This is a genomic window from Sediminimonas sp. (assembly GCF_024637375.1).
Classification (GTDB): Bacteria; Pseudomonadota; Alphaproteobacteria; order Rhodobacterales; family Rhodobacteraceae; genus Sediminimonas.
This window is the reverse complement of record NZ_JAGXFK010000074.1, coordinates 25,979-46,205: the sequence shown is the minus strand read 5'-3', so window position 1 is coordinate 46,205 and position 20,227 is coordinate 25,979. Positions and strand designations below refer to the sequence as shown.

The 20,227-nt window shown below is 67.6% G+C and carries 18 protein-coding genes; 9 read left to right on the top strand and 9 right to left on the bottom strand.

The window, feature by feature from the left end; all coding sequences use genetic code 11:
* The first annotated feature begins 24 nt into the window (after positions 1 to 24).
* From Q0L89_RS11920 to Q0L89_RS11890, 7 genes are all read left to right on the top strand, one after another.
* Complete coding sequence (locus Q0L89_RS11920; RefSeq protein WP_296765350.1) at positions 25 to 1,734, top strand: ABC transporter substrate-binding protein; 1,710 nt, start codon at positions 25 to 27, stop codon at positions 1,732 to 1,734.
* Positions 1,735 to 1,822: 88 nt separating this feature from the next.
* Positions 1,823 to 3,322, top strand: a complete 1,500-nt coding sequence (glpK, locus tag Q0L89_RS11915) for a glycerol kinase GlpK (RefSeq protein WP_296765347.1) — start codon at positions 1,823 to 1,825, stop codon at positions 3,320 to 3,322.
* 123 nt (positions 3,323 to 3,445) lie between these two features.
* Positions 3,446 to 4,447, top strand: coding sequence for a type I glyceraldehyde-3-phosphate dehydrogenase (gene gap, locus Q0L89_RS11910; RefSeq protein ID WP_296765345.1), 1,002 nt, complete (start codon positions 3,446 to 3,448; stop codon positions 4,445 to 4,447).
* Positions 4,448 to 4,536: 89 nt separating this feature from the next.
* Positions 4,537 to 5,319, top strand: coding sequence for a ZIP family metal transporter (locus Q0L89_RS11905; protein WP_296765342.1), 783 nt, complete (start codon positions 4,537 to 4,539; stop codon positions 5,317 to 5,319).
* 379 nt (positions 5,320 to 5,698) lie between these two features.
* Positions 5,699 to 6,664, top strand: coding sequence for an ABC transporter substrate-binding protein (locus Q0L89_RS11900; RefSeq protein WP_296765339.1), 966 nt, complete (start codon positions 5,699 to 5,701; stop codon positions 6,662 to 6,664).
* A 125-nt stretch (positions 6,665 to 6,789) separates the two neighbouring features.
* Positions 6,790 to 7,827 carry a proline/glycine betaine ABC transporter permease gene (locus tag Q0L89_RS11895; protein ID WP_296765337.1) on the top strand — a complete coding sequence of 346 codons (1,038 nt, stop codon included), beginning with the start codon at positions 6,790 to 6,792 and terminating at the stop codon, positions 7,825 to 7,827.
* 10 nt (positions 7,828 to 7,837) lie between these two features.
* Positions 7,838 to 8,905: a glycine betaine/L-proline ABC transporter ATP-binding protein gene (locus Q0L89_RS11890; protein WP_296765334.1), complete on the top strand. Its 1,068-nt coding sequence runs from the start codon at positions 7,838 to 7,840 to the stop codon at positions 8,903 to 8,905.
* A gap of 69 nt (positions 8,906 to 8,974) precedes the next feature.
* Here Q0L89_RS11890 and Q0L89_RS11885 read toward each other — a convergent pair whose 3' ends face one another.
* Both Q0L89_RS11885 and Q0L89_RS11880 read right to left on the bottom strand, forming a co-directional pair.
* Positions 8,975 to 9,505 (bottom strand): transcription termination/antitermination protein NusG, encoded by a 531-nt coding sequence (locus Q0L89_RS11885; protein WP_296765332.1) that lies wholly within the window; start codon positions 9,503 to 9,505, stop codon positions 8,975 to 8,977.
* A 163-nt stretch (positions 9,506 to 9,668) separates the two neighbouring features.
* Positions 9,669 to 10,934: a DUF4010 domain-containing protein gene (locus Q0L89_RS11880; protein WP_296765329.1), complete on the bottom strand. Its 1,266-nt coding sequence runs from the start codon at positions 10,932 to 10,934 to the stop codon at positions 9,669 to 9,671.
* 266 nt (positions 10,935 to 11,200) lie between these two features.
* Here Q0L89_RS11880 and Q0L89_RS11875 point away from each other — a divergent pair, with 266 nt between their 5' ends.
* On the top strand, positions 11,201 to 12,007 hold the full coding sequence (locus Q0L89_RS11875; RefSeq protein ID WP_296765327.1) for a hypothetical protein: 807 nt from the start codon (positions 11,201 to 11,203) through the stop codon (positions 12,005 to 12,007).
* 55 nt (positions 12,008 to 12,062) lie between these two features.
* Here the strand turns inward: Q0L89_RS11875 and Q0L89_RS11870 are convergent, their stop codons facing one another.
* From Q0L89_RS11870 to Q0L89_RS11840, 7 genes are all read right to left on the bottom strand, one after another.
* Positions 12,063 to 12,614, bottom strand: coding sequence for a hypothetical protein (locus tag Q0L89_RS11870; RefSeq protein WP_296765325.1), 552 nt, complete (start codon positions 12,612 to 12,614; stop codon positions 12,063 to 12,065).
* 87 nt (positions 12,615 to 12,701) lie between these two features.
* Complete coding sequence (locus Q0L89_RS11865) at positions 12,702 to 13,268, bottom strand: MFS transporter (protein ID WP_296765323.1); 567 nt, start codon at positions 13,266 to 13,268, stop codon at positions 12,702 to 12,704.
* Positions 13,269 to 13,454: 186 nt separating this feature from the next.
* Positions 13,455 to 14,051 (bottom strand): methyltransferase domain-containing protein, encoded by a 597-nt coding sequence (locus Q0L89_RS11860; protein WP_296765320.1) that lies wholly within the window; start codon positions 14,049 to 14,051, stop codon positions 13,455 to 13,457.
* A complete protein-coding gene (locus tag Q0L89_RS11855) occupies positions 14,048 to 14,725 on the bottom strand; it encodes a class I SAM-dependent methyltransferase (protein ID WP_296765318.1) in 678 nt (225 codons plus the stop codon). The genes Q0L89_RS11860 and Q0L89_RS11855 overlap by 4 nt, the downstream gene beginning before the upstream one ends.
* Complete coding sequence (locus Q0L89_RS11850) at positions 14,722 to 15,444, bottom strand: hypothetical protein (protein ID WP_296765316.1); 723 nt, start codon at positions 15,442 to 15,444, stop codon at positions 14,722 to 14,724. Before Q0L89_RS11850 ends, Q0L89_RS11855 begins: the two co-directional genes overlap by 4 nt.
* Positions 15,445 to 15,670: 226 nt before the next feature.
* Positions 15,671 to 17,149 (bottom strand): D-alanyl-D-alanine carboxypeptidase/D-alanyl-D-alanine-endopeptidase, encoded by a 1,479-nt coding sequence (gene dacB, locus Q0L89_RS11845; protein ID WP_296765314.1) that lies wholly within the window; start codon positions 17,147 to 17,149, stop codon positions 15,671 to 15,673.
* Positions 17,150 to 17,242: 93 nt separating this feature from the next.
* Positions 17,243 to 17,845 (bottom strand): nicotinate-nucleotide adenylyltransferase, encoded by a 603-nt coding sequence (locus Q0L89_RS11840; protein ID WP_296765312.1) that lies wholly within the window; start codon positions 17,843 to 17,845, stop codon positions 17,243 to 17,245.
* Positions 17,846 to 18,098: 253 nt separating this feature from the next.
* Between Q0L89_RS11840 and ettA the strand changes: the two genes are divergently transcribed.
* Entirely contained in the window at positions 18,099 to 19,754 is a 1,656-nt protein-coding gene (ettA, locus tag Q0L89_RS11835) for an energy-dependent translational throttle protein EttA (protein ID WP_296765309.1), read from the top strand.
* The last annotated feature ends 473 nt before the right edge of the window (positions 19,755 to 20,227 follow it).

Here is a 20,227-nt window from a genome sequence, read left to right as displayed (position 1 = left end):
GTTCCTACAAAACGGGAGGAAAACATGAGACTTGCAATGAAATCAACGACGGCGCTGGGGCTTGCACTTGCCCTCGGGGCCGGGCCGGCCTTCGCCGGCATGGAGGAGGCGCGCGAATTCCTCGACAGCGAGATCGAGCGCTCCGCGCTCACCCGCGCCGAACAGGAAGCGGAAATGCAGTGGCTCGTCGATGCGGCCCAGCCCTATCAGGGCATGCAGATCAACGTCGTGTCGGAAACCATCACCACGCACAAGTACGAGGCCGAGGTGCTGGCGCCCGCGTTCACCGCGATCACCGGCATCGAGGTCACCCACGACCTGATCGGCGAGGGCGATGTCATCGAGAAACTGCAAACCCAGATGCAGTCGGGGCAGAACATCTACGACGCCTACGTCAACGACGCCGACCTGATCGGCACCCACTGGCGCTACAAGCAGGTGCGCAACCTGACCGACTGGATGGCCGGCGAAGGGGCCGACGTGACCAGCCCGACGCTGGACATCGACGACTTCATCGGCACCCAGTTCACCACCGCGCCCGACGGCAAGATGTACCAGTTGCCCGACCAGCAGTTCGCCAACCTCTACTGGTTCCGCTACGACTGGTTCAACGACCCGGAAATCCAGGCCGAATTCAAGGATGAATACGGCTACGACCTGGGCGTGCCGGTCAACTGGTCGGCCTACGAGGACATCGCCGAGTTCTTCACCGGCCGCACCATCGACGGCAAGGAAGTCTATGGCAACATGGACTACGGCAAGAAAGACCCCAGCCTCGGCTGGCGCTTCACTGACGCCTGGATGTCGATGGCCGGCATGGGCGACAAGGGCGAGCCCAACGGCCTGCCGGTCGATGAATGGGGCATCCGCGTCAACGAGAACTCGCAGCCGACCGGCTCTTGCGTCTCGCGCGGCGGCGCCACCAACTCGCCGGCGGCGGTCTACGCCATCGACAAGTACAAGTACTGGCTGGAAAACTTCACGCCCCCCGCGGCGTCGGGCATGACTTTCTCCGAGGCCGGACCGGTGCCCGCGCAGGGCAACATCGCCCAGCAGATGTTCTGGTACACCGCCTTCACCGCCGACATGGTCAAAGAAGGCCTGCCGGTCATGAACGACGACGGCACGCCCAAGTGGCGCATGGCCCCCAGCCCGCATGGCGCCTACTGGGAAGAGGGCATGAAGGTCGGCTACCAGGACGTGGGGTCGTGGACGCTGATGAAATCCACCCCGGTGGACCGCGCCAAGGCGGCGTGGCTCTATGCGCAATTCGTGACCTCCAAGACCGTGGACGTCGAGAAATCGCATTTCGGGCTGACCTTCATCCGCGAGTCCTCGATCAACCACCAAAGCTTCACCGAGCGCGCCCCGAAACTGGGCGGCCTGGTCGAGTTCTACCGCTCGCCGGCGCGCGTGCGCTGGTCGGATACTGGCACCAACGTGCCCGACTATCCCAAGCTGGCGCAGTTGTGGTGGCAGAACATCGGCGATGCGTCCTCGGGCGCCAAGACCGCCAAGGCGGCGCTGACCTCGCTGTGCGAGGCGCAGGAAGACGTGCTCGCACGGCTTGAACGCGCCGGTATCCAGGGCGATCTGGGGCCCAAGCTCAACGAAAAGCGCGACGCCGACTACTGGCTTTCGCAGCCGGGCGCGCCCAAGCCGGCGCTCGACAACGAAAAGCCCGAACCGGTCACCGTGAGCTATGACGAACTGGTGAAATCCTGGCAGGACTGATAGCCCTGTCCCCGGTCGGGGCCTGCGGGCCCCGACCACCAGTGCCGCTCGCGCGCGGCGCCCACGACATCGAACGGAGCCGGCGGCAATGCGCTACATTCTCGCGATCGACCAGGGCACGACATCGTCGCGCGCCATCCTCTTCGACACCGCGATGCGCATCGCCGCCGTCGCGCAGGAGGAGTTCCCCCAGCATTACCCCGAATCCGGCTGGGTCGAACACGACCCCGGCGACATCTGGGTGACCACCGCGGGCACCTGCCGGCAAGTGATCGAACGCGCCGGCATCGACGCCGCCGACATCGCCGCCATCGGCATCACCAACCAGCGCGAAACGACGCTGGTATGGGACCGCACCACCGGCAAGCCGGTCCACAACGCCATCGTCTGGCAGGACCGGCGCACCGCGGCGCTGTGCGAGACGCTGCGCGAGGCTGGGCACGAAGCGGCGGTCATCGACCGCACCGGCCTGCTGCTCGACCCGTATTTCTCCGGCACCAAGCTGAAATGGATTCTCGACAACGTTGACGGCGCGCGCGCCCGCGCCGAGGCGGGCGATCTGCTGTTCGGCACCGTTGACAGCTACCTGATCTGGCGCCTTACCGGCGGCAAGGTGCACGCCACTGACGCCACCAACGCCGCGCGCACGCTGCTTTACGATATCCGCAAGGGCCGCTGGAGCCGCACCATGTGCGAGATGCTCGGCGTGCCCATGGCCATGCTGCCCGACGTGCGCGACAGCGCCGACGATTACGGCCACACCCGGGCCGACCTGTTCGGCCGTGCGATCCCGATCATGGGCGTTGCCGGGGATCAGCAGGCCGCCACCGTCGGGCAGGCCTGTTTCACGCCCGGAATGGTGAAATCCACCTATGGCACCGGGTGTTTCGCGCTCCTGAACACCGGTGCCGAACCCGTCGTGTCGCAAAACCGGCTGCTGACCACCATCGCATACCAGCTCGACGGGCGGCCCACCTACGCGCTGGAAGGCTCGATCTTCGTCGCCGGCGCGGTGGTGCAATGGCTGCGCGACGGCCTCGGCGTCATCCGCGAGGCGGCCCAGACGCAGCCGCTGGCCGAATCCGCCGACCCCCACCAGGACGTGGTGCTGGTGCCCGCCTTCACCGGGCTGGGCGCGCCCTATTGGCGGCCCGACTGCCGCGGCGCGATCTTCGGGCTGACGCGCAATTCCGGCCCGGCGGAGTTGGCCCGCGCGGCGCTGCAAAGCGTCGGCTTCCAGACCCGTGACCTGCTCGACGCGATGCGCGCCGACTGGGCCGGCCACGCCGCCGAGGCGGGCGAGGTCGCCACCCTGCGCGTCGATGGCGGGATGAGCGCCTCGGACTGGACGATGCAGTTTCTTGCCGACGTCATCGACGCGCCGGTCGACCGCCCGAAGGTGCTGGAAACCACGGCCCTGGGCGCCGCGTGGCTGGCGGGAATGCGCGCCGGGCTCTACCCGTCGCAGGCCGAGTTCGCCAAGACATGGGCGCTCGACCGGCGTTTCAGCCCGACCATGGACGCCGCGACGCGCACTGCGCTGACCGACCGCTGGAAACGCGCCGTCACCGCCACTTTGAACGTCTGAGCGGCACGGATGCCGCACAGCGCGGCGTTGCGGGTTGCGGCCGTGCGTCGATGTTAGCGCTACCTGCGCCGCTTGCGCGGCGCGAAAACGACACCAGGGAACAGACATGAAAGGACACAGACCATGACCATCAAGCTGGCGATCAACGGGTTCGGGCGCATCGGGCGCTGCGTGCTGCGCGCCCTTGTCGAGGAAGGCCGCCGCGACGTCGAGGTCGTCGCGATCAACGATCTCGCCCCCGTCGCGACGGCGGCGCACCTGCTGGCGCACGACACCGTCCACGGCCGCTTCGCGCACCCGGTGCAGGCCGACGGCGACCGCTTGGTCGTTGCCGGGCGCGAGATCCGCTTCACCGCCGAACGCGACCCGGCCGCCCTGCAATGGGGCGACGTTGATGTGGCGCTGGAATGCACCGGCGTATTCACCGACCGCGACGCCGCCGCGGCGCATCTGGACAACGGCTCTGACCGGGTGCTGGTCTCGGCGCCGGCCAAGGGCGCCGACCGCACCGTGGTCTTCGGCGTCAACCACGACAGCCTGACCAAGGATGACCGCGTGGTGTCGAACGCGTCGTGCACCACCAACTGCCTGGCGCCGGTGGCGATGGTGCTGCACCGCGAGTTCGGGATCGAGACCGGCTACATGACTACCGTGCACAGCTATACAAGCGACCAGCCCACGCTGGACGCCGCGCACCGCGATCTCTACCGCGCCCGCGCCGCGGCGGCCAACGTCATCCCCACCTCGACGGGGGCGGCCCGCGCCGTGGGGCTGGTGCTGCCCGATCTGGCCGGGCGGCTCGACGGGTCGGCCATCCGGGTGCCGACGCCCAACGTCTCGGCGGTTGACCTGTGCGTGATGCTGCGCCGCGCCGCGGATGTCGATGCGGTTAACGACGCCATGCGCGCCGCGGCGGGGCAGGGGCCGCTGGCGGGTATCCTGGGGCTGTCCGAGGCGCCGCTGGTGTCGTCGGATTTCAACCACGACCCGCGCTCGTCGGTCTTTGCCACCGACCAGACCCGGCAGACCGAGGGCGGCATGACCCGGGTGTTGAGCTGGTACGACAACGAATGGGCGTTTTCCAACCGGATGCTCGACGTTGCCGCCGCGATGGCACGCACCTGACGCGACGCGACAAACTGCGGGCAAAAGACGTAATTGCAAGTCGCTCGCAAAAATGGGAAATAACCTCCAAAGCTCAACAGGAGGTACTCATGGATTCGCTATCGCCCGTCATGCTCGGTTTTCTGGGCAGCCTGATCGCCGGATCGATGACCGCTGTCGGGGCAATCCCGGTTCTGTTCGGGCGCGTCCCGTCGCGGGGGACGCGCGACATGTCGCTCGGCTTTGCGGCCGGGGTCATGCTGTCGGCGTCGTTCTTTTCGCTGATCATCCCGGCGCTCGACGCCGCCGGGTTGCAGTATCAGAGCGCCGCCGCCCCGGCGGCCATCGTCTGTGTCGCCATCCTGCTGGGCATGGGTGCGGTGGCGCTGATGAACGAGAAGCTCCCGCACGAGCATTTCAAGCTGGGCCGTGAAGGGCCCGAGGCGGTCGCCCTGCGCCGCGTCTGGCTGTTCATCATCGCGATCACCATCCACAACTTCCCCGAGGGCCTTGCCGTCGGCGTGGGGTTCGGGGCGCACGGGCTGAGCGGCGGCATGCCGCTGGCGATCGGGATCGGGTTGCAGAACGTACCCGAGGGGCTTGCCGTCGCGGTGGCGCTTCTGGGCGAGGGCTACCCCAGGTGGCGCGCCTGGGGTATCGCCGCGCTGACCGGGCTTGTCGAACCCGTGGGCGGGTTGCTGGGCGCCGGTGTCATCGTCCTGTCGCAGCCGCTGCTGCCCTGGGGGCTGGCCTTCGCCGCCGGCGCGATGCTTTACGTCATCAGCCACGAAATCATCCCCGAAACCCACCGCAGCGGCCACCAGAACAAGGCGACCCTGGGGCTGTCGATCGGGCTGGTTCTGATGCTGTTCCTCGACGTCTGGCTGGGGTGAGGGCGGCGCGGCGGGGCGCACGACCCCGCCGCCGCCCCGACATTCCGCGCGGATTTGTCATCAACAGCCCGGTTGACAAGAAATGATATCAAATAATCCGGGCCCGCACTCCCGGCGCCTCGACGGCGCATAAGCCCTTTTCACATGGGAAAACATGCCGTTTCGCCCCGATTCGCACGTATCTTTCCCCGTTAACGCAAAATTTACGGCTTGAATCCTCAGCCACGCTAAATATCATTCGCCGCGACGGTCGGGCACGGGGCGCTGCGCCGCATTGCGGCAAGCCGCGACGGCCCACCGAATATGGAAACGCGGTGAGCGCGTTTCCCGTGCGAGTCTCGAAGACCGACACAACATACGAGGATTTACGATGAAACATATGACAAAGCTTCTTGGCGCAACCGTGCTGGCATTCCCGCTGGCATCCGGCGCGCAGGCACAGGAGTGCGGCGAGGTGTCGATCGCACAGATGAACTGGGCGGCGGCCAAGGTCACCACCGAGGTGGCCAAGTTCATTCTGGAAGAAGGCTATGGCTGCGACGTCACCCTGGTTCCCTCCGATACCGTCCCTGCGGTCACCTCCGTGGCCGAGAACGGCGAACCCGACGTGATCACCAACTTCTGGCTCAACTCGGCCGGCGATGCCTATGACAAGCTCGAAGAGCAGGGCAAGGTCAAGCGGCTGAACTCGGTGCTCCAACCCGGCGGTGTCGAAGGCTGGTGGATCCCGACCTACCTGGCCGAGGAATACCCCGAGCTGACCACCATTCAGGGCGTCATGGACAACCCCGAACTGGTCGGCGGGATGTTCAACAACTGCCCCGACGGCTGGGGCTGCCGCGTGGTCAGCGACAACCTGGTGCGCGCGCTGGATCTCGAAGGCGCCGGCATCGAGGTGTTCAACCATGGCTCGGGCGAAACGCTGGCAACCTCGATGGGTGCGGCGGTCAACGACAAGGAGCCCTGGTTTGGCTATTACTGGGGTCCGACGGTGCCGATGGGCAAGTACGACATGACCCGGGTCGATCTCGGCCCGGTCGATGCCGAAGTGCACGGTCGCAACCAGAACCCGGATACGCCGAACCCGGGTGTTTCCGACTTCCCGGCGGCGCCGATCCTGACCGCGGCGACCACCGCCTTTACCGAGAGCAACCCCGAAGTGACGGAGTTCTTCTCGAAGATGAGCTTCCAGACCAGCACCATGAGCAAGCTGCTGGCCTGGGCGGACGAGAACAGCGCCTCCTACGAGGAGACGGCCGTCTACTTCCTTGGCAACTACAAGGACCAGTGGGGCGAGTGGCTGAACGACTCCGCGCGTGAGAACCTCGCCGGCCTGCTCGAGTAAGCCCCGGCGTACCTGTCGGCGGGGGCGGCCTGCGTGCCGCCCCCGCCGCGATTATTCCTGCCCCCCGCCGCAACCCTATCCGCGACGTGCGGGTTTCCCGGCACGCATTCAGGAGCGCATGACAGATGGCAACCTATGACTTCGTGTTCTCGGCTCTCGGCCTGAAAGACTGGTGCGAGAGCGGTGGCGGCGGCAGCGCGCCGATGTCGCTGGCTGATCTCAGGGCCAGCTCACGGGGCGAAGAAGCCGCCGACGTTTCGATTTGGGAACTGCCCTTTCCGTCGATGGACGCATTCAATGCGGCGTGCCAGTCGTTCCCGCGCTCGCGCGAGCTGACCCTCGGGCTGGAGCAGGGGTTCCTGAACATCAAGGACAGCCTGAGCTTCGTGCTCGACCCGCTGACACAGCCGCTTAGCTGGGCGCTCGAAGCGTCGCTCTACGGCATCCTCAACACGCCGTGGTGGATCGTCCTTCCGCTTCTGATGCTGATCACCTGGCTGGTGTCGCGGTCTTTCGCGCTCCTGACTTTCGTGACGCTGGCCTTCGGCGGGCTGGCCTTCATCGACCACTACGAATACACCATGCAGACGCTGGCGATCATCTTCGTGTGCGCCTTCATATGCGTCCTCTTCGGGGTGCCGATAGGCATCGCCATGTCACGATCCAACACCATGCAACGCATGACGATCCCGATCCTCGACATGCTCCAGACGCTACCACCCTTTGTCTACCTGATTCCGCTGATCTTCCTGTTCAGCGTGACCGAGCCCAAGCTATACGGCATCGCCATCATCCTTTACGCCATCGTTCCGGTGATCCGCCTGACCGACCTTGGCATCCGCATGGTCGACAAGAGCGTGATCGAGGCCGCCGACGCCTTCGGCATGACCGACCGGCAGAAGCTGTTCGGCGTGCAGGTGCCGCTGGCGCTGCCCAACATCATGGCCGGCGTCAACCAGACGATCATGATGAGCCTCGCCATGGTGGTGATCGCCTCGCTGGTCTCGGCACCGGGCCTGGGCGTGCTGGTGCTGCGCGGCATCCGCAACCTCGAACTGGGCGTCGGCCTGGTCGCGGGGCTTGGCATCGTGCTGCTGGCGGTGATCCTGGACCGGGTCACCAAAGCATCGCTGGCGCGCATCAATACGACCCATAAATCGTGAGGATCAGCCGATGACCGGGAAGCGAACCCTTATCGAGATCAAGCATCTCTACAAGATCTTCGGCGCCGATCCCCAGGCCGCGCTCAAGCGCGTCCGCGAGGAGGGCTTGGGCAAGGAAGAACTGATGGAGGAGACCGGCCATGTGCTGGGCCTCAACGACATCAACACCGAGGTGCGCGAGGGTGACATCACGGTGATGATGGGCCTGTCGGGGTCGGGCAAGTCGACGCTGATCCGCCACCTCAACCGCCTGATCGAACCCACCGCGGGCGAGATCCTGCTCGATGGCGAGGACGTGCTGTCGCTGTCGCAGGAACAGTTGCGCCTCGTGCGCCGCGAACGCATGTCGATGGTGTTCCAGAACTTCGCGCTGCTGCCGCACTGGACGGTGCTGGACAACACCGGCATGGCCGCCGCGACGCGTGGCGACAAGCGCGCCGATTACGAAAAGGACGCGCACAAATGGCTCGACCGTGTCGGGCTGGGCGGCAACGCCGACCAGTACCCGCACGAGTTGTCGGGCGGCATGCAGCAGCGTGTCGGGCTGGCGCGCGCGCTGGCGTCCAACTCGCCGATCATGCTCATGGACGAGGCGTTCTCCGCCCTCGATCCGCTGATCCGCACCGACATGCAGGATCTCTTGCTTGAATTGCAGGCGGAATTGCAAAAGACGGTGGTGTTCATCAGCCACGACCTCGACGAGGCGCTGAAACTGGCCGATCACCTGGTGATCCTCAAGGATGGCTACGTCGTCCAGCAGGGCGAGCCGCAGAAGATCCTGCTGGAGCCCGAGGACGATTACATCGTCGACTTCGTTTCCGACATCAACCGCGCGCGGGTGCTGCGCGTGCGCTCGGTGATGAACGAAAGCGGCGCACCGCTGTCCGAAGGCGCGGTCGAGGTCGACCATGACGATACGCTGGAATCGGTGCTGGCGAAATCCGAGGGCGAAATGGCGGCCCATTTCGTGGTTACCCGCGACGGCAAGCGGGTTGGCACGCTGGACATGGCCGAGGTGGTAAAGGCGCTGGTGCCGGCCGAAGCCTCCGAAAGCGGCATGCGCACGCAAGCCACCTGAGCCGGCCACCGCCGGGTCACGACACGCAGGCCATCCGGCGGGGCTGCGCGCGGCCTGCCGCACAACGCCTCATCCGGCGCCCTCGGGCCGTGCCCCGCGCAGTTCCGCCACGTCCATCGCGACGCGCGTCTGCTGGCCCATGAGGTCCAGCAGCAGCCACACGCGCCGGTCGGGCGCCAGGCTTTCGACGGTGGCGACATAGTCGGCGAACGGCCCCGTGGCCAGCGTCACCCGGTCGCCGGGCGCAAGCGCCTGCGATTCCAGCAACTTGCCCTCGGCGTCGCAACGCGCCTTCAGTTGGTCCACCAGTTCGCCGGGTACGATGCGCGGCGCATTGCCGGCGCCGATCAGCCGGGTGATGCCGACGGTCGAATTGATCGCGCGCCAGTTGCCGCCCGCCGGGTCGAACGCGACGAAAATGTAGCCGGGAAACAGCGGCCGCAGATGGGTGACGAAACGGCCCCGCGTGCGCCGGGTTTCCTCCTGCACGGGCAGGAAGGTGGAAAACCCCTGCCGCTCGAGATTGCGCTTGGCAACCCGGTGGCTGTTGGGCTTGTGCTGGGCCAGAAACCAGCGGGCGCCGGAATCGCGATCTGTCATGGTACCCCCCTGTGCCTCCTGTGCCCGGTGATTTGCCCCCTGCACAGTGCGGACGAATCCCGGCACTATCAAGTCGCGAGTTTTCGCGGCTGCAAAATCGCGCTTGTGGCGAGGCGCCACCCCGCGCCTCGGGCCCGGTTTCCAGCGCGCAGACGCGTCCCGCTCAGCCCCACCACAGCGCCAGACCGCCGACGCCCAGCACCGCCACATAGGCCAGCGCCACGCGCCAGCCAAGGCCCGCACTGCCCGCGGCAAAGGACAGCCCGCCCTTGACGGCGGTGTTGACGGCGGCGGTGACGAAAACCGCCACCGCGCCCTGCGCCGGGGTGAAATCCGCGCCCACCAGCCGCGCCACCGAGATCGTCATCGCGTCCACGTCCGTGACCCCCGACAGCGCCGCGGCGGCATAGACGCCGCGCGCGCCCAGCCAGCCTTCGAGGTAATGCGTGGCCACGATCACCACCGCCAGAACCGCCCCGAACATCAGCGCCGCGCCCAGCTCCAGCGGGTTGCGCAGGGCGTCGGCGCGGTCCGCCGCGTCGGTGGCGTCGCCACTGCCCGCAAGCGAATGGATGACCAGCGCCGCGGCGAACCCCGCCGCCGCCATCGCCGCCATCGGCAGCGCCAGCGGCATTACCAGCCGCGGCTCGAACACCGCCACCAGCACCAGGATGCGCAGAAAGGTGACCGACCCGGCCAGCACCGTTCCGGTGGCCGCCAGCGGCACCAGCGCCGCGTTCTGCCGCGCCAGCCGCGCCAGCGCCACGGTGGTCGAGGTCGACGAGGCCAGCCCCCCGAACAGCCCCGTGGCCAGCACGCCGATGCGCGCCCCCGCCAGCCGGATCGCCACGTAGCCGAAAAACGACAGCCCCGCCACTATCACCACCGCCCACCATATCTGGTAGGGGTTGAGCACCCCGCCGGGCCCGAAACCCCGGTCGGGCAGCAGCGGCAGCACCGCCACCGACAGCACCGCCAGGCGAAGCAGCGCGTCAAGCTCCAGCTGCTCGACCCCGGCGACCAGCCCGTGCAACCGCCGCTTCATCGACAGCAGCAAGGTCGCCACCACCGCCACCACCGCCACCGGCGCCATGGCGCCCAGAACCGCCGCGGCGCCCAGCCCGAAGACCAGCAGCATCGCCACCTCGGTGGTGATCCCGCGGTCGTCGTCGGCGCGCATCCCCGCCCAGTGACCGACCGCGACCAGCGCCGCCAGCCCGGCAAACCCCAGCCCCAGGACCACCGGCGCGGCCAGCGTCGCCAGCCAGCCCGTGACCGCGCCCAAAAGCGCCGTCAGCGCAAAGGTGCGGATGCCGGCCATGCGCGCACCCTCCGAGGCGCCGCGCCCCTGCCAGCCGCGCTCGACCCCGAACAACAGCCCGATCGCCAGCGCCAGCCCGAACCGCATGAAAAGATCAACGTCACCCATGCCCGCCACACTGCCTTACCCGCATGCAAGCGTCCAGCAGATGGTGGGGTGGGGGCGCCTGCTGTTCGGCAACGGAAGGGATCGACGTTCGAGGGCGGCAAACCGGGGCGGCCGCCCGAATCCGACGCGGCGAAATGCACGCCCACGCCGTAGCGGACGCATCACCTGCCCCGACCTTTTCATGACGGTGGAGTTGACACGCATTGCAGCAATCCGGTGAAATATTGCCACGACATCATGCGGTTCCTGGCTACGTGAAAGGAGGTGTGAAAGACGTGCCGGAAATGTGTTTCGAACGGTTTTCGTATATCTTCTCACGGCCCGATACCAAGCAGGGCAAGCTCGATCTGCGTGCCGATCTCTATCTTCCAGGCAATTCGACGGGCCCTTGGCCGCTTGTGGTCTGGGCTCATGCCGGGGGATTTCGCGCCGGGACGCGGCGCAACCGAAAACACGGGCTGATCGCGGAAACGTTGGCTCGGGAAGGCTACGCCATGGCGTGTATCGACTACCGCCTGGCGCGCCCGCCCGCTGTTCTGACCGCCCCGGCACGGCGGGCCATGGGCGCCCTGATCCGGGATTCCGAAAAATGGGGCGAAGAGATGCAGGAGCCCTTTCGCCGCCAGCGCCCGATCGCCGTGGTCGAAGACATCTGCGCATTCTTCAAATGGATCAACATACGGCTGGAACACTTCAACCTGACGGGAGAGTTTGTCCTCGGCGGGTCCTCCGCCGGCGGAATATCGGTACTCAATGCCATCATGCTGCATGACGTTATTGGTCAACCCCTCCCGACCATACGGACCGGCCTGGTTCTTTCGGGTGGTTTCGCGTACCCGTCCTTCTGGCGGCCGACCGACACGAGGTTCCTGGCGATCCACAACCCGAACGACGCGCATGTCCCTTTCTCGTCGGTCGCGCGCATCAACGAACTGGCCGGCGATCAGCTTGATCTGATAGCTGCGCCGGAACAACCACACGGCTCGCCATGTCTGTCCCCGGCCGAACCTTTGCCGGTTGCGGTGCGCCGGCTCGTTGCCTTCGATCAACGGCAATCGTTTGAGGAAGCTTGAACCGCTTTCGCATGCGCTCTGGCCGTCAAATGGGCGCACCCCGGGTTGCCCCCGGTCACGGGCGCGCCATCAGCGCGCCGCGCAGGGGCTGTTCAACCGCGTGACGGTCCCGCAGCAGCAACGCCGTCGCCGCCGGAAGCGTGGCTGCGCCAAGGAACATCGTCCCGGCCCCGTAGGCATCCGCGACAACGCCCGCGATGGCCGGGCCCAGGATGCTCCCGCCCGCCATGGCCAGAAGGGCCGCCGTGAAACTGAACGACGGCAGCAATGGAAACAGCCGTTCCGACCAGAACGCCAGCACGGCGCTTGTCATCATCACCTGCACCCCCTGCAGCCCGGCCGACGGGATCAGACCCAGCCAGCTTCCCGGTGCAAACGCGACAAGCGCGACCGACAGCGCGCCGGCCATCATCAGAAGCCGCAAAAGCCGTGGCAGACCGATCATCGCCCGCACCCGCCCGGCAAGCAGCCCGACCAGGCCGAAGACGCCGTACACGACGAAGACCACCGCCGGCGTGGCCGCGACGGGCACCCCGGCCACGCCGCCGCTGTCAAGCATGTGGTCGGCCGCGAAGGAGATATAGATCGACGAGGTCGTTCCGTACACGAAGGCGATGGCGAAAAGGGGCAGCGCCCCGACCTGCAGAACGTTGTGCCAGCCCTTTTGCGGAATGCCCTCGGGGTTCTTCTCGACCTAGCGCAGGGCGGCCTGGTTGGCAATCAGCGCGACGGCGCCCGCCGCCGCGAAGACCATCCAGAAAACTCGCCAGGACAGGCCTGTCAGCACCATGACGAGCGCCGCGAGGCCGGCGCCAACGACCCCGATACTGGTGCCGGTGCTTATCTGCGACAGGGCCGTCGGCCGGTTCACGTCGCAGACCTTGCGGTGAACCGCGTCGTTGAACGGCGTCCACGCGAAACCGGCACTCGACGCGGCTAGGAACACGCCGACCGCCAGGATGGTTGCGGTGGGCGCGAGGGCGACAATTGCCATGCCGGCCGTGGCCGCGATCATGCCCGACAGGACAGGCGCCTTCGGCCCCCGCCGCGTCAGCAGGGCCTGCGCGATCAGCAGCCCGGCGAAGAACCCGAGAAACCCAAGGCTCGAGACGAAGCCGACCGCCGTGGTCGACATCGAGAACGCCGATCTGAATTCCGGCACGAATAGGCCAAACCCCATCCGCCCCGGCCCGTAACTGATGGCGGTCGCTGCAAACCCGGCGGCGGAGAGGCTCTGGAAATAGGTAATGATGCCCTCCACGTCTGTCTGGCATCCCGATCGGCAAGGCGGCTGGGTGCAACGTGGGCACGCGCGCGGCGCAAGACAACGTGGCACCGGCGGAAATCGCCGCCCCGCCCGCCGCATCGGCCTTGCTGCAATTGCGAAAATAACACTTCGCACCCGCGGGAACAGTGCCCAAGCCGCAGCTTGCGCCCCCGGTCCCGGTCAGGCGCGGGTGAACACCGCCATCTGGCTGGCGCCGCCCAGGTCGGGGTGCGCCCCGGCGATGTCGGTGATGGTGACATCAAAGCCCCTGCCGCGCACCGCGCGCGCGCACCAGGTGCGGAACTGCGCCCGCGTCCACTCGAACCGGTGATCGGGGTGGCGGCGGCGGCGCGCCGGCACGCCCAGCAGGCGGTTGAACTCGGCGTTGGGGGTGGTCAGGACCACGCGCGCCGGGCGCAGGCGCGAAAACAGCGCCTGTTCCAGCCGCGATAGCTGGCCGGGCTCGATATGCTCGATCGTCTCGACCAGCACCGCGCAATCCCATCCGACCAGGTCGTCGGGCGGCGCCAGCATCGAGCCGAGGCGCAGATCGACCCGCCCCGCCGTCGCCGCCACGCGCGCCAGCCGTGCCCGCGCGCGGGCTAGCGCGCCCTCGTCGATGTCGAGCCCCACCAGCGCCGCGATGCACGGCTCGGCGGCCAGCCGCACCAACATGTCGCCGTCGCCGCAACCCAGGTCCAGCACCCGCGCCGGGGCGCCCGCGCGCACCGCCGCCATCACCGCCGCCATGCGTTCCTCGTGCAACTGCCCGGTCATGCCGGCGCCGGGCGCTGCAACAGCGCCACGTCCTTGGCCGGCACCTCGCAGCGCCAGCCCCACAGCCGCGCCAGGTGGTGGAACGTCTCTTCGCGGTAAAAGATCACATGTGTCGGGTCCATGCGGTAGTGCCAGCTCGCAAAGCGCGCGTCGTCGGTCTGGAAACAGCTCATCACCGCCAGCCAGCCGCCCGGGCGCACCAGCGCCCGCAGGCGGTCGAACTCGGCCGCCGGGTGGTGGAAATGCTCGGCCGTCTCGGTGCAGGTGACGAAATCGTAGCACGCCTCCAGCGGCGCCGGGTCGGGGGCGAAGAACGGATCGTATAGCGCCACCTCGTGGCCCGCCTCGCGCAGCATTGCCGCCAGCGCCGGGCCGGGGCCGCAGCCGTAATCCAGCCCCGCCGCCGGCCCCGCCAGTCGCGCCAGCAGCGGATCGGCCAGCTTCGACAGGAAACGCCGGTAGCGCGGGTCGTCGACATCGTTTTCGTGATGCAGGTAATGCGCGTGCTCATCCGCGCGCGCCGGGTGGTGCGCGGGGTCGAGAAACCGCACCCCGCAGGCCGGGCAGCGGCGGTAGGCGCGCGCGTCGATCACCGCGAACGGCACCGTGGCCCCGGCGCGGCACAGCGGGCAGGGCGGGGCGGTGCCGGTATGCGGGGCGGCCGCGCCGCTCATGCCCGCGCCGTTCGCGCCAGGTACACCGTCTGCGTGAACGGCCGCCCCGTCAGCGGGTTGTCGAAGGTCACCGGCGCGGCCCAGGCAGTGGCATAGACCGCCTCCAGCCGGTCGACGAACCGCTGATCCGTCACCTTGTCCGACCACAGCCCGAAGATGCCGCCCGGTTTCAGGTGCCGCGCCAGCGCGCGCAGGCCCTCGGGCTGGTAGAAGCTGTCGCTGTGCGCGTCCAGCAGGTGATCGGGGGCGTGGTCGATATCGGCGAGGATGGCGTCGAAACGCCGCCCCCGGTGTGCTGCGTCAAAGCCCTCGGACCCGCGCGCCATGGCAAAGAAATCGCCCTCCACCAGCCGGCAGCGCGGATCGTCGGCCAGCGCTGTGCCCATCGGCAGCAGCCCCGCCTCGTGCCACTCGATCACCGGGGCGAGGTACTCGATCACCCGCAACTCCGCGACCCCGGGCCGTTCCAGCACCGCCTGCGCGGTATAGCCCAGCCCCAGCCCGCCGACCACCACCTCGGGCGCCTGCGCCTCGCAGGCTTCCAACCCCAGCCGCGCCAGCGCCACCTCGGAGGCGGTGAACAGGCTGGTCATCAGGAACTCGTCGCCGAGCTTGATCTCGAACACGTCGACGCCCAGCTTGGCATCGCGGCGCCGCCGCAGGCTCAGCGTGCCGATCGGCGTCGGGCAGTAATCCAGTTCCTCGAAAAGGCGGCTCATGGCGGGCGGGCTCCGTTCGGGGCAAAGGGCGCGGCGGGGCAGGGATCAGGCGCAGCGGTACCCGCGCCACCTACCTCCGTCAAGCGGGCGGCGGCGGGGGCGGGGCCATGCTGAAAGCATGTGCCATGCGCGATGCGCGGCCACCGTCGCCGTTCGAAAAAGGCGCGGATCGGCACATCCCGGCGGTACGAAACGCCCGGGCTGGCGGTACAAGACGGGACTGCCGTCAGGCGTATAGCTGCTCCCACCGGGTGATCAGCTCACGTTGCAGACGCCGCGCGCGGCGGCTCCAGGGCCGTGCGCCGCTGGGGCGCTCGCGCTGCGCGCGGGGGATCTCGGCGCGCCTTGAAAGGTCCGCGGAAAAGACCGCGAAAGCCAGGTCGCGCCCGCCATCGCCTTCGATGTAACCGGCCAGCCCGCTTACGAAATTCAACGTTCCGGTCTTGGCGCGCACGGTGATGTCGTTGGCGTTCCCGGCGTCGGAAAGCTGTACCTGGATGGTTTTCAGCAGCGGTTCCAGCGCCTGCCGCGCGGGGGCCGACACCAGCGCGCGCACCATGTCGGCCGCCTGCAGCCGCGATCCGTCGCTCAGCCCGGAATGGTCCACCAGCGCGACATCCGCCATGCCCATCTCGACCTCGGTCCATCGGCTCATCAGCTCTGCCGAAGCACGCAGGCCCACGGGCTGTCCGGTGCGTGCGCTGCTCGCGCTCATGCCGATCATTTCTGCCGTCAAGTTATTGGAATACTTCAGCATTGCGCGCAATATCGTGGTCAGGTCATCGCTGTGATGCACGGCGATCTCGCGGCCCCCGGGGGCGGTTTCGGCGATTTCCTCGCGCGGCAGCTCGATGCCATGCGCTCGCGTCAGGGTGCGGAACACGTCCGCTGCGTACAGGTCGGGCCGCCGCACCGGCAGCCACCGCGCGCCGCCGTTGCCAAGCGCGCCGCGCGCCACCGTCCAGTGATCCACGCCAGCCTTTTCGCTGTAGGTATAGACCGGCATGCCGCGGTCCACGACCGTTATCCGCGCCATTTCCACCGCGGGACGATAGCGCCCTGCGCGGGCGTCCAGGGTGACGCCGTAGTCCTTGCCGGCGCGCGTCCACCCAAATCGTATGCGGTTGAAATTCAGCGCCAAGCCACAGATCGCGGGGTTGTAGCTGACATGCGCGGGCTGCGCCGCGTCGATCTGCCGGGTATAGGGCAGCGCCCCCGTCCAGACCACGAACCGCCCGCGCACCTCGCGCAGGCCGGATGCCTTGAGATCGGCGGCCAACGCCGCCAGCCCGCGGGTGTCCAGCGTCGGGTCGCCACCCCCGGAAAGCACCAGGTCGCCCTCCAGCACCCCGTCGCGCAGCGTGCCCCGGGCCAGCAGCCGGGTGGCAAAGCGATGCTTTTCTCCCAGGGTATCAAGCGCATAGAGCGCCGTGATCGTCTTTGCCACGCTGGCCGGCGGCAGGCCGCGCGCGGCGTGGCGATCCTCCAGCATCTCCCCGGTACGCGCATCCGCCACCGCGTAGGAGACAACGCCATCGGGCAGCGCCTGCGCGATCAGCGACTCGGCCTCCGCCGGGACGCCCGGCGCCACATGGCTGGGACGCAACCGTGGCCGCAGCGATGTGCTTATCGCCGCCGACGCCGCACCGGCCAGCAGGCTGCCCGCACCGGCCAAAAAGAGGCGCCGTGAATACTTATTAACCATTGCGAAAAACTAGTGCACCGCAGGGGGTTGCGCAAGTGGTGCCCGCGTGCCGGCGGATGCGTCCGGTGGGGCCTGCAAGGCCGGCGGCAGCGGTCATCGGCGCCAATCCCCGCGCGAGCGGATCATTGATGACGATACATCAACCATGGGCACGTTGACGAAACACCAGGCCGGTGGCGCGGCCCCGGGCAGCAGGTGGCTGGCCCGCGCCCCCAACCGCGCCGCGCGGTAGATTCGCGCCGCCCGCGACACCCGCGCCGATATCCGCTGCCCCGGTCGTGCCAGAACCCCGACGGGAACCCGCGCCATGATGTCGTGCCAGTTCTGCCATTGGTCGAACTGCCCCAGGTTGTCCGCCCCCATCAGCCAGACAAAGCGCACCCCGGGATAGAGCCCTTGCAGCGCCGCAAGGGTCTGGGCGGTGTGGCGGGTTCCCAGCCGCTGTTCGATGTCGGTGACCGTGACGCGCGGGTGCGCCATGACCTGCCGGGCACGCGCAAGCCGCTGCGGCATCGGCGCGGGGCCATCGGCCTTGAGCGGGTTGCCCGGGCTTACCAGCCACCACACGCGGTCCAGCCCGAACAGCTTGAACGCCTCGCGCGTGATATGGGAATGCCCGGCATGGGCCGGGTCGAACGACCCGCCGAGGATGCCGATTCTCTGACCGGCCCGCGCGACCGGAAAGTGATACCTCATGCTGCGCCCCTTCATCCTTGCGCGTCTGCGCGCCCGTCGCTGCCGGCGTCGCGACAGACCCAGCCGATAGCATGCGCCCGCGCGGTTATCCACGCCGTTCGCGGGGCGCGTTCGGCGGCCGGCCCGGCCGGGTGGGGTGCCGCCGGGGGCCGGCCGCGCACGCGCCGCCCTCTTGCCCCGCCCGGGCAATGTCACTAGACACGGTCAACGCATCCACCATGACCTTAAACGCGCAGTTTGCCGGGGAGTCGCAATGGCCTCTTATCAATACGTCTATCACATGTCCGGAGTGTCCAAGACCTACCCCGGCGGCAAGAAGTGCTTCGAGGACATCCACCTCAACTTCCTGCCCGGCGTCAAGATCGGCGTCGTCGGCGTCAACGGCTCGGGCAAGTCCACGCTGCTGCGCATCATGGCCGGCCAGGACACCGATTTCACCGGCGAGGCATGGGCGGCCAAGGGCGCGCGCGTGGGCTACCTGCCGCAGGAGCCCGAGCTCGACCCGTCGCTCGACGTGCGCGGCAACGTGATGCTGGGCGTGGCCGAGAAACAGGCCAAGCTGGAGCGCTTCAACGAACTGGCGATGAACTACTCGGATGAGACCGCCGACGAGATGGCCGCGCTTCAGGACGAGATCGACAGCGACAACCTGTGGGATCTCGACGCGCAGGTCGATGTCAGCATGGAGGCGCTGCGCTGCCCCCCCGACGACGCCGACGTGACCACCCTGTCGGGCGGCGAAAAGCGCCGCGTGGCGCTGTGCAAGCTGCTGCTGGAAGCGCCCGACATGCTGCTGCTGGACGAGCCCACCAACCACCTCGACGCGGAAACCATCGCCTGGCTGCAACAGCACCTGGTCGAGTACAAGGGCACCATCCTGATCGTCACCCACGACCGCTATTTCCTCGACAGTATCACCGGCTGGATACTCGAGCTCGACCGCGGTCGCGGCATCCCCCACGAGGGCAATTATTCAAGCTGGCTGGAACAGAAGGCCAAGCGCCTGGAGCAGGAGGCGCGCGAGGACAAGTCCAAGCAGAAGACCCTGCAACGCGAACTGGAATGGATGCGCGCCAGCCCCAAGGCGCGGCAGGCCAAGTCGAAGGCGCGCATCAACAGCTACAACGAGATGGCGGGCCAGTCGGAACGCGAAAAGGTGGGCCGCGCGCAGATCATCATCCCCAACGGCCCGCGCCTGGGCAATAAGGTGATCGAGGTGAACGGCCTGAAAAAGGCCAAGGGCGACAAGCTGCTGATCGAGGATTTGACATTCTCGCTGCCGCCCGGCGGCATCGTCGGCGTGATCGGCCCCAACGGCGCCGGCAAGACGACGCTGTTTCGCATGCTCACCGGGCAGGAAGAGCCCGACGAAGGCACCATCGAATATGGCGACACGGTGCAGCTGTCCTATGTCGATCAGAACCGCGATGAACTCAACCCCGACGACAACGTCTGGGAGGCCATCGCCGACGGGCTCGACATCATCAAGCTGGGCGATGCCGAGGTCAACGCCCGCGCCTATTGCTCGGCCTTCAACTTCAAGGGCGGCGACCAGCAGAAAAAGGTCGGGCTGCTTTCGGGGGGCGAGCGTAACCGCGTCCACATGGCGCGGCTCTTGCGCTCGGGCGGCAACGTGCTGCTCCTGGACGAGCCGACCAACGATCTGGACGTGGAAACCCTGCGCGCGCTCGAAGACGCGCTCGAAGACTTCGCCGGCTGCGCCGTGGTCATCAGCCACGACCGGTTCTTCCTCGACCGGCTGTGCACGCATATCCTGGCCTTCGAGGGCGAGGCCCACGTCGAATGGTTCGAAGGCAACTTCGAGGCCTACGAAGAAGACAAGAAACGCCGCCTCGGCGCCGACGCGGTGGAGCCCAAGCGGGTGAAGTTTAAGAAGTTCACGAGGTGAATGAAATGCCGAACTGCAATCCGCCAAAGTCGCGCGATTGCCGACGCGCGCGGGGGCGATCCAACCGTTGAGCGGGGCACTTTATGTTGCCACGTCTGCGTAACCTCGATGCCGCGCGCCCAGCCTCACCAAATCGCCGCCGCGTGGGGGCGCGTCGGCGATCGCGCGGCGGCCTGCGGCCTTGATTCCGCGCGTGTATCGCATCACACTCGGCGCAGGAGATGCAGCAGCAAGCGTAGGGTGGGCAGTCCTGCCCACCAATTCCACCCCCCGCGCCATGGTGGGCAATAATTGCCCACCCTACATCTCGGGCCGTTCCGCCCGGCGGCGCAGGGGCAATCGTAGGGTGGGCAGTCCTGCCCACCAATTCCACCTCCCGCGCCACGGTGGGCAAAATTGCCCACCCTACATCTCGGGCCGTTCCGCCCGGCGGCGCCGGAGCAATCGTAGGGGGCAGGTATATTGAGCGCGAA

Coding starts and splice junctions, on each gene's coding strand:
- gap (WP_296765345.1), top strand. CDS start 3,446: ATGACCATCAAGCTGGCGATCAACGGGTTCGGGCGCATCGGGCGCTGC.
- Q0L89_RS11920 (WP_296765350.1), top strand. CDS start 25: ATGAGACTTGCAATGAAATCAACGACGGCGCTGGGGCTTGCACTTGCC.
- Q0L89_RS11895 (WP_296765337.1), top strand. CDS start 6,790: ATGGCAACCTATGACTTCGTGTTCTCGGCTCTCGGCCTGAAAGACTGG.
- Q0L89_RS11900 (WP_296765339.1), top strand. CDS start 5,699: ATGACAAAGCTTCTTGGCGCAACCGTGCTGGCATTCCCGCTGGCATCC.
- Q0L89_RS11905 (WP_296765342.1), top strand. CDS start 4,537: ATGGATTCGCTATCGCCCGTCATGCTCGGTTTTCTGGGCAGCCTGATC.
- Q0L89_RS11885 (WP_296765332.1), bottom strand. CDS start 9,505: ATGACAGATCGCGATTCCGGCGCCCGCTGGTTTCTGGCCCAGCACAAG.
- Q0L89_RS11850 (WP_296765316.1), bottom strand. CDS start 15,444: ATGAGCCGCCTTTTCGAGGAACTGGATTACTGCCCGACGCCGATCGGC.
- Q0L89_RS11880 (WP_296765329.1), bottom strand. CDS start 10,934: ATGGGTGACGTTGATCTTTTCATGCGGTTCGGGCTGGCGCTGGCGATC.
- ettA (WP_296765309.1), top strand. CDS start 18,099: ATGGCCTCTTATCAATACGTCTATCACATGTCCGGAGTGTCCAAGACC.
- Q0L89_RS11840 (WP_296765312.1), bottom strand. CDS start 17,845: ATGAGGTATCACTTTCCGGTCGCGCGGGCCGGTCAGAGAATCGGCATC.
- Q0L89_RS11860 (WP_296765320.1), bottom strand. CDS start 14,051: ATGACCGGGCAGTTGCACGAGGAACGCATGGCGGCGGTGATGGCGGCG.
- Q0L89_RS11890 (WP_296765334.1), top strand. CDS start 7,838: ATGACCGGGAAGCGAACCCTTATCGAGATCAAGCATCTCTACAAGATC.
- Q0L89_RS11855 (WP_296765318.1), bottom strand. CDS start 14,725: ATGAGCGGCGCGGCCGCCCCGCATACCGGCACCGCCCCGCCCTGCCCG.
- glpK (WP_296765347.1), top strand. CDS start 1,823: ATGCGCTACATTCTCGCGATCGACCAGGGCACGACATCGTCGCGCGCC.
- dacB (WP_296765314.1), bottom strand. CDS start 17,149: ATGGTTAATAAGTATTCACGGCGCCTCTTTTTGGCCGGTGCGGGCAGC.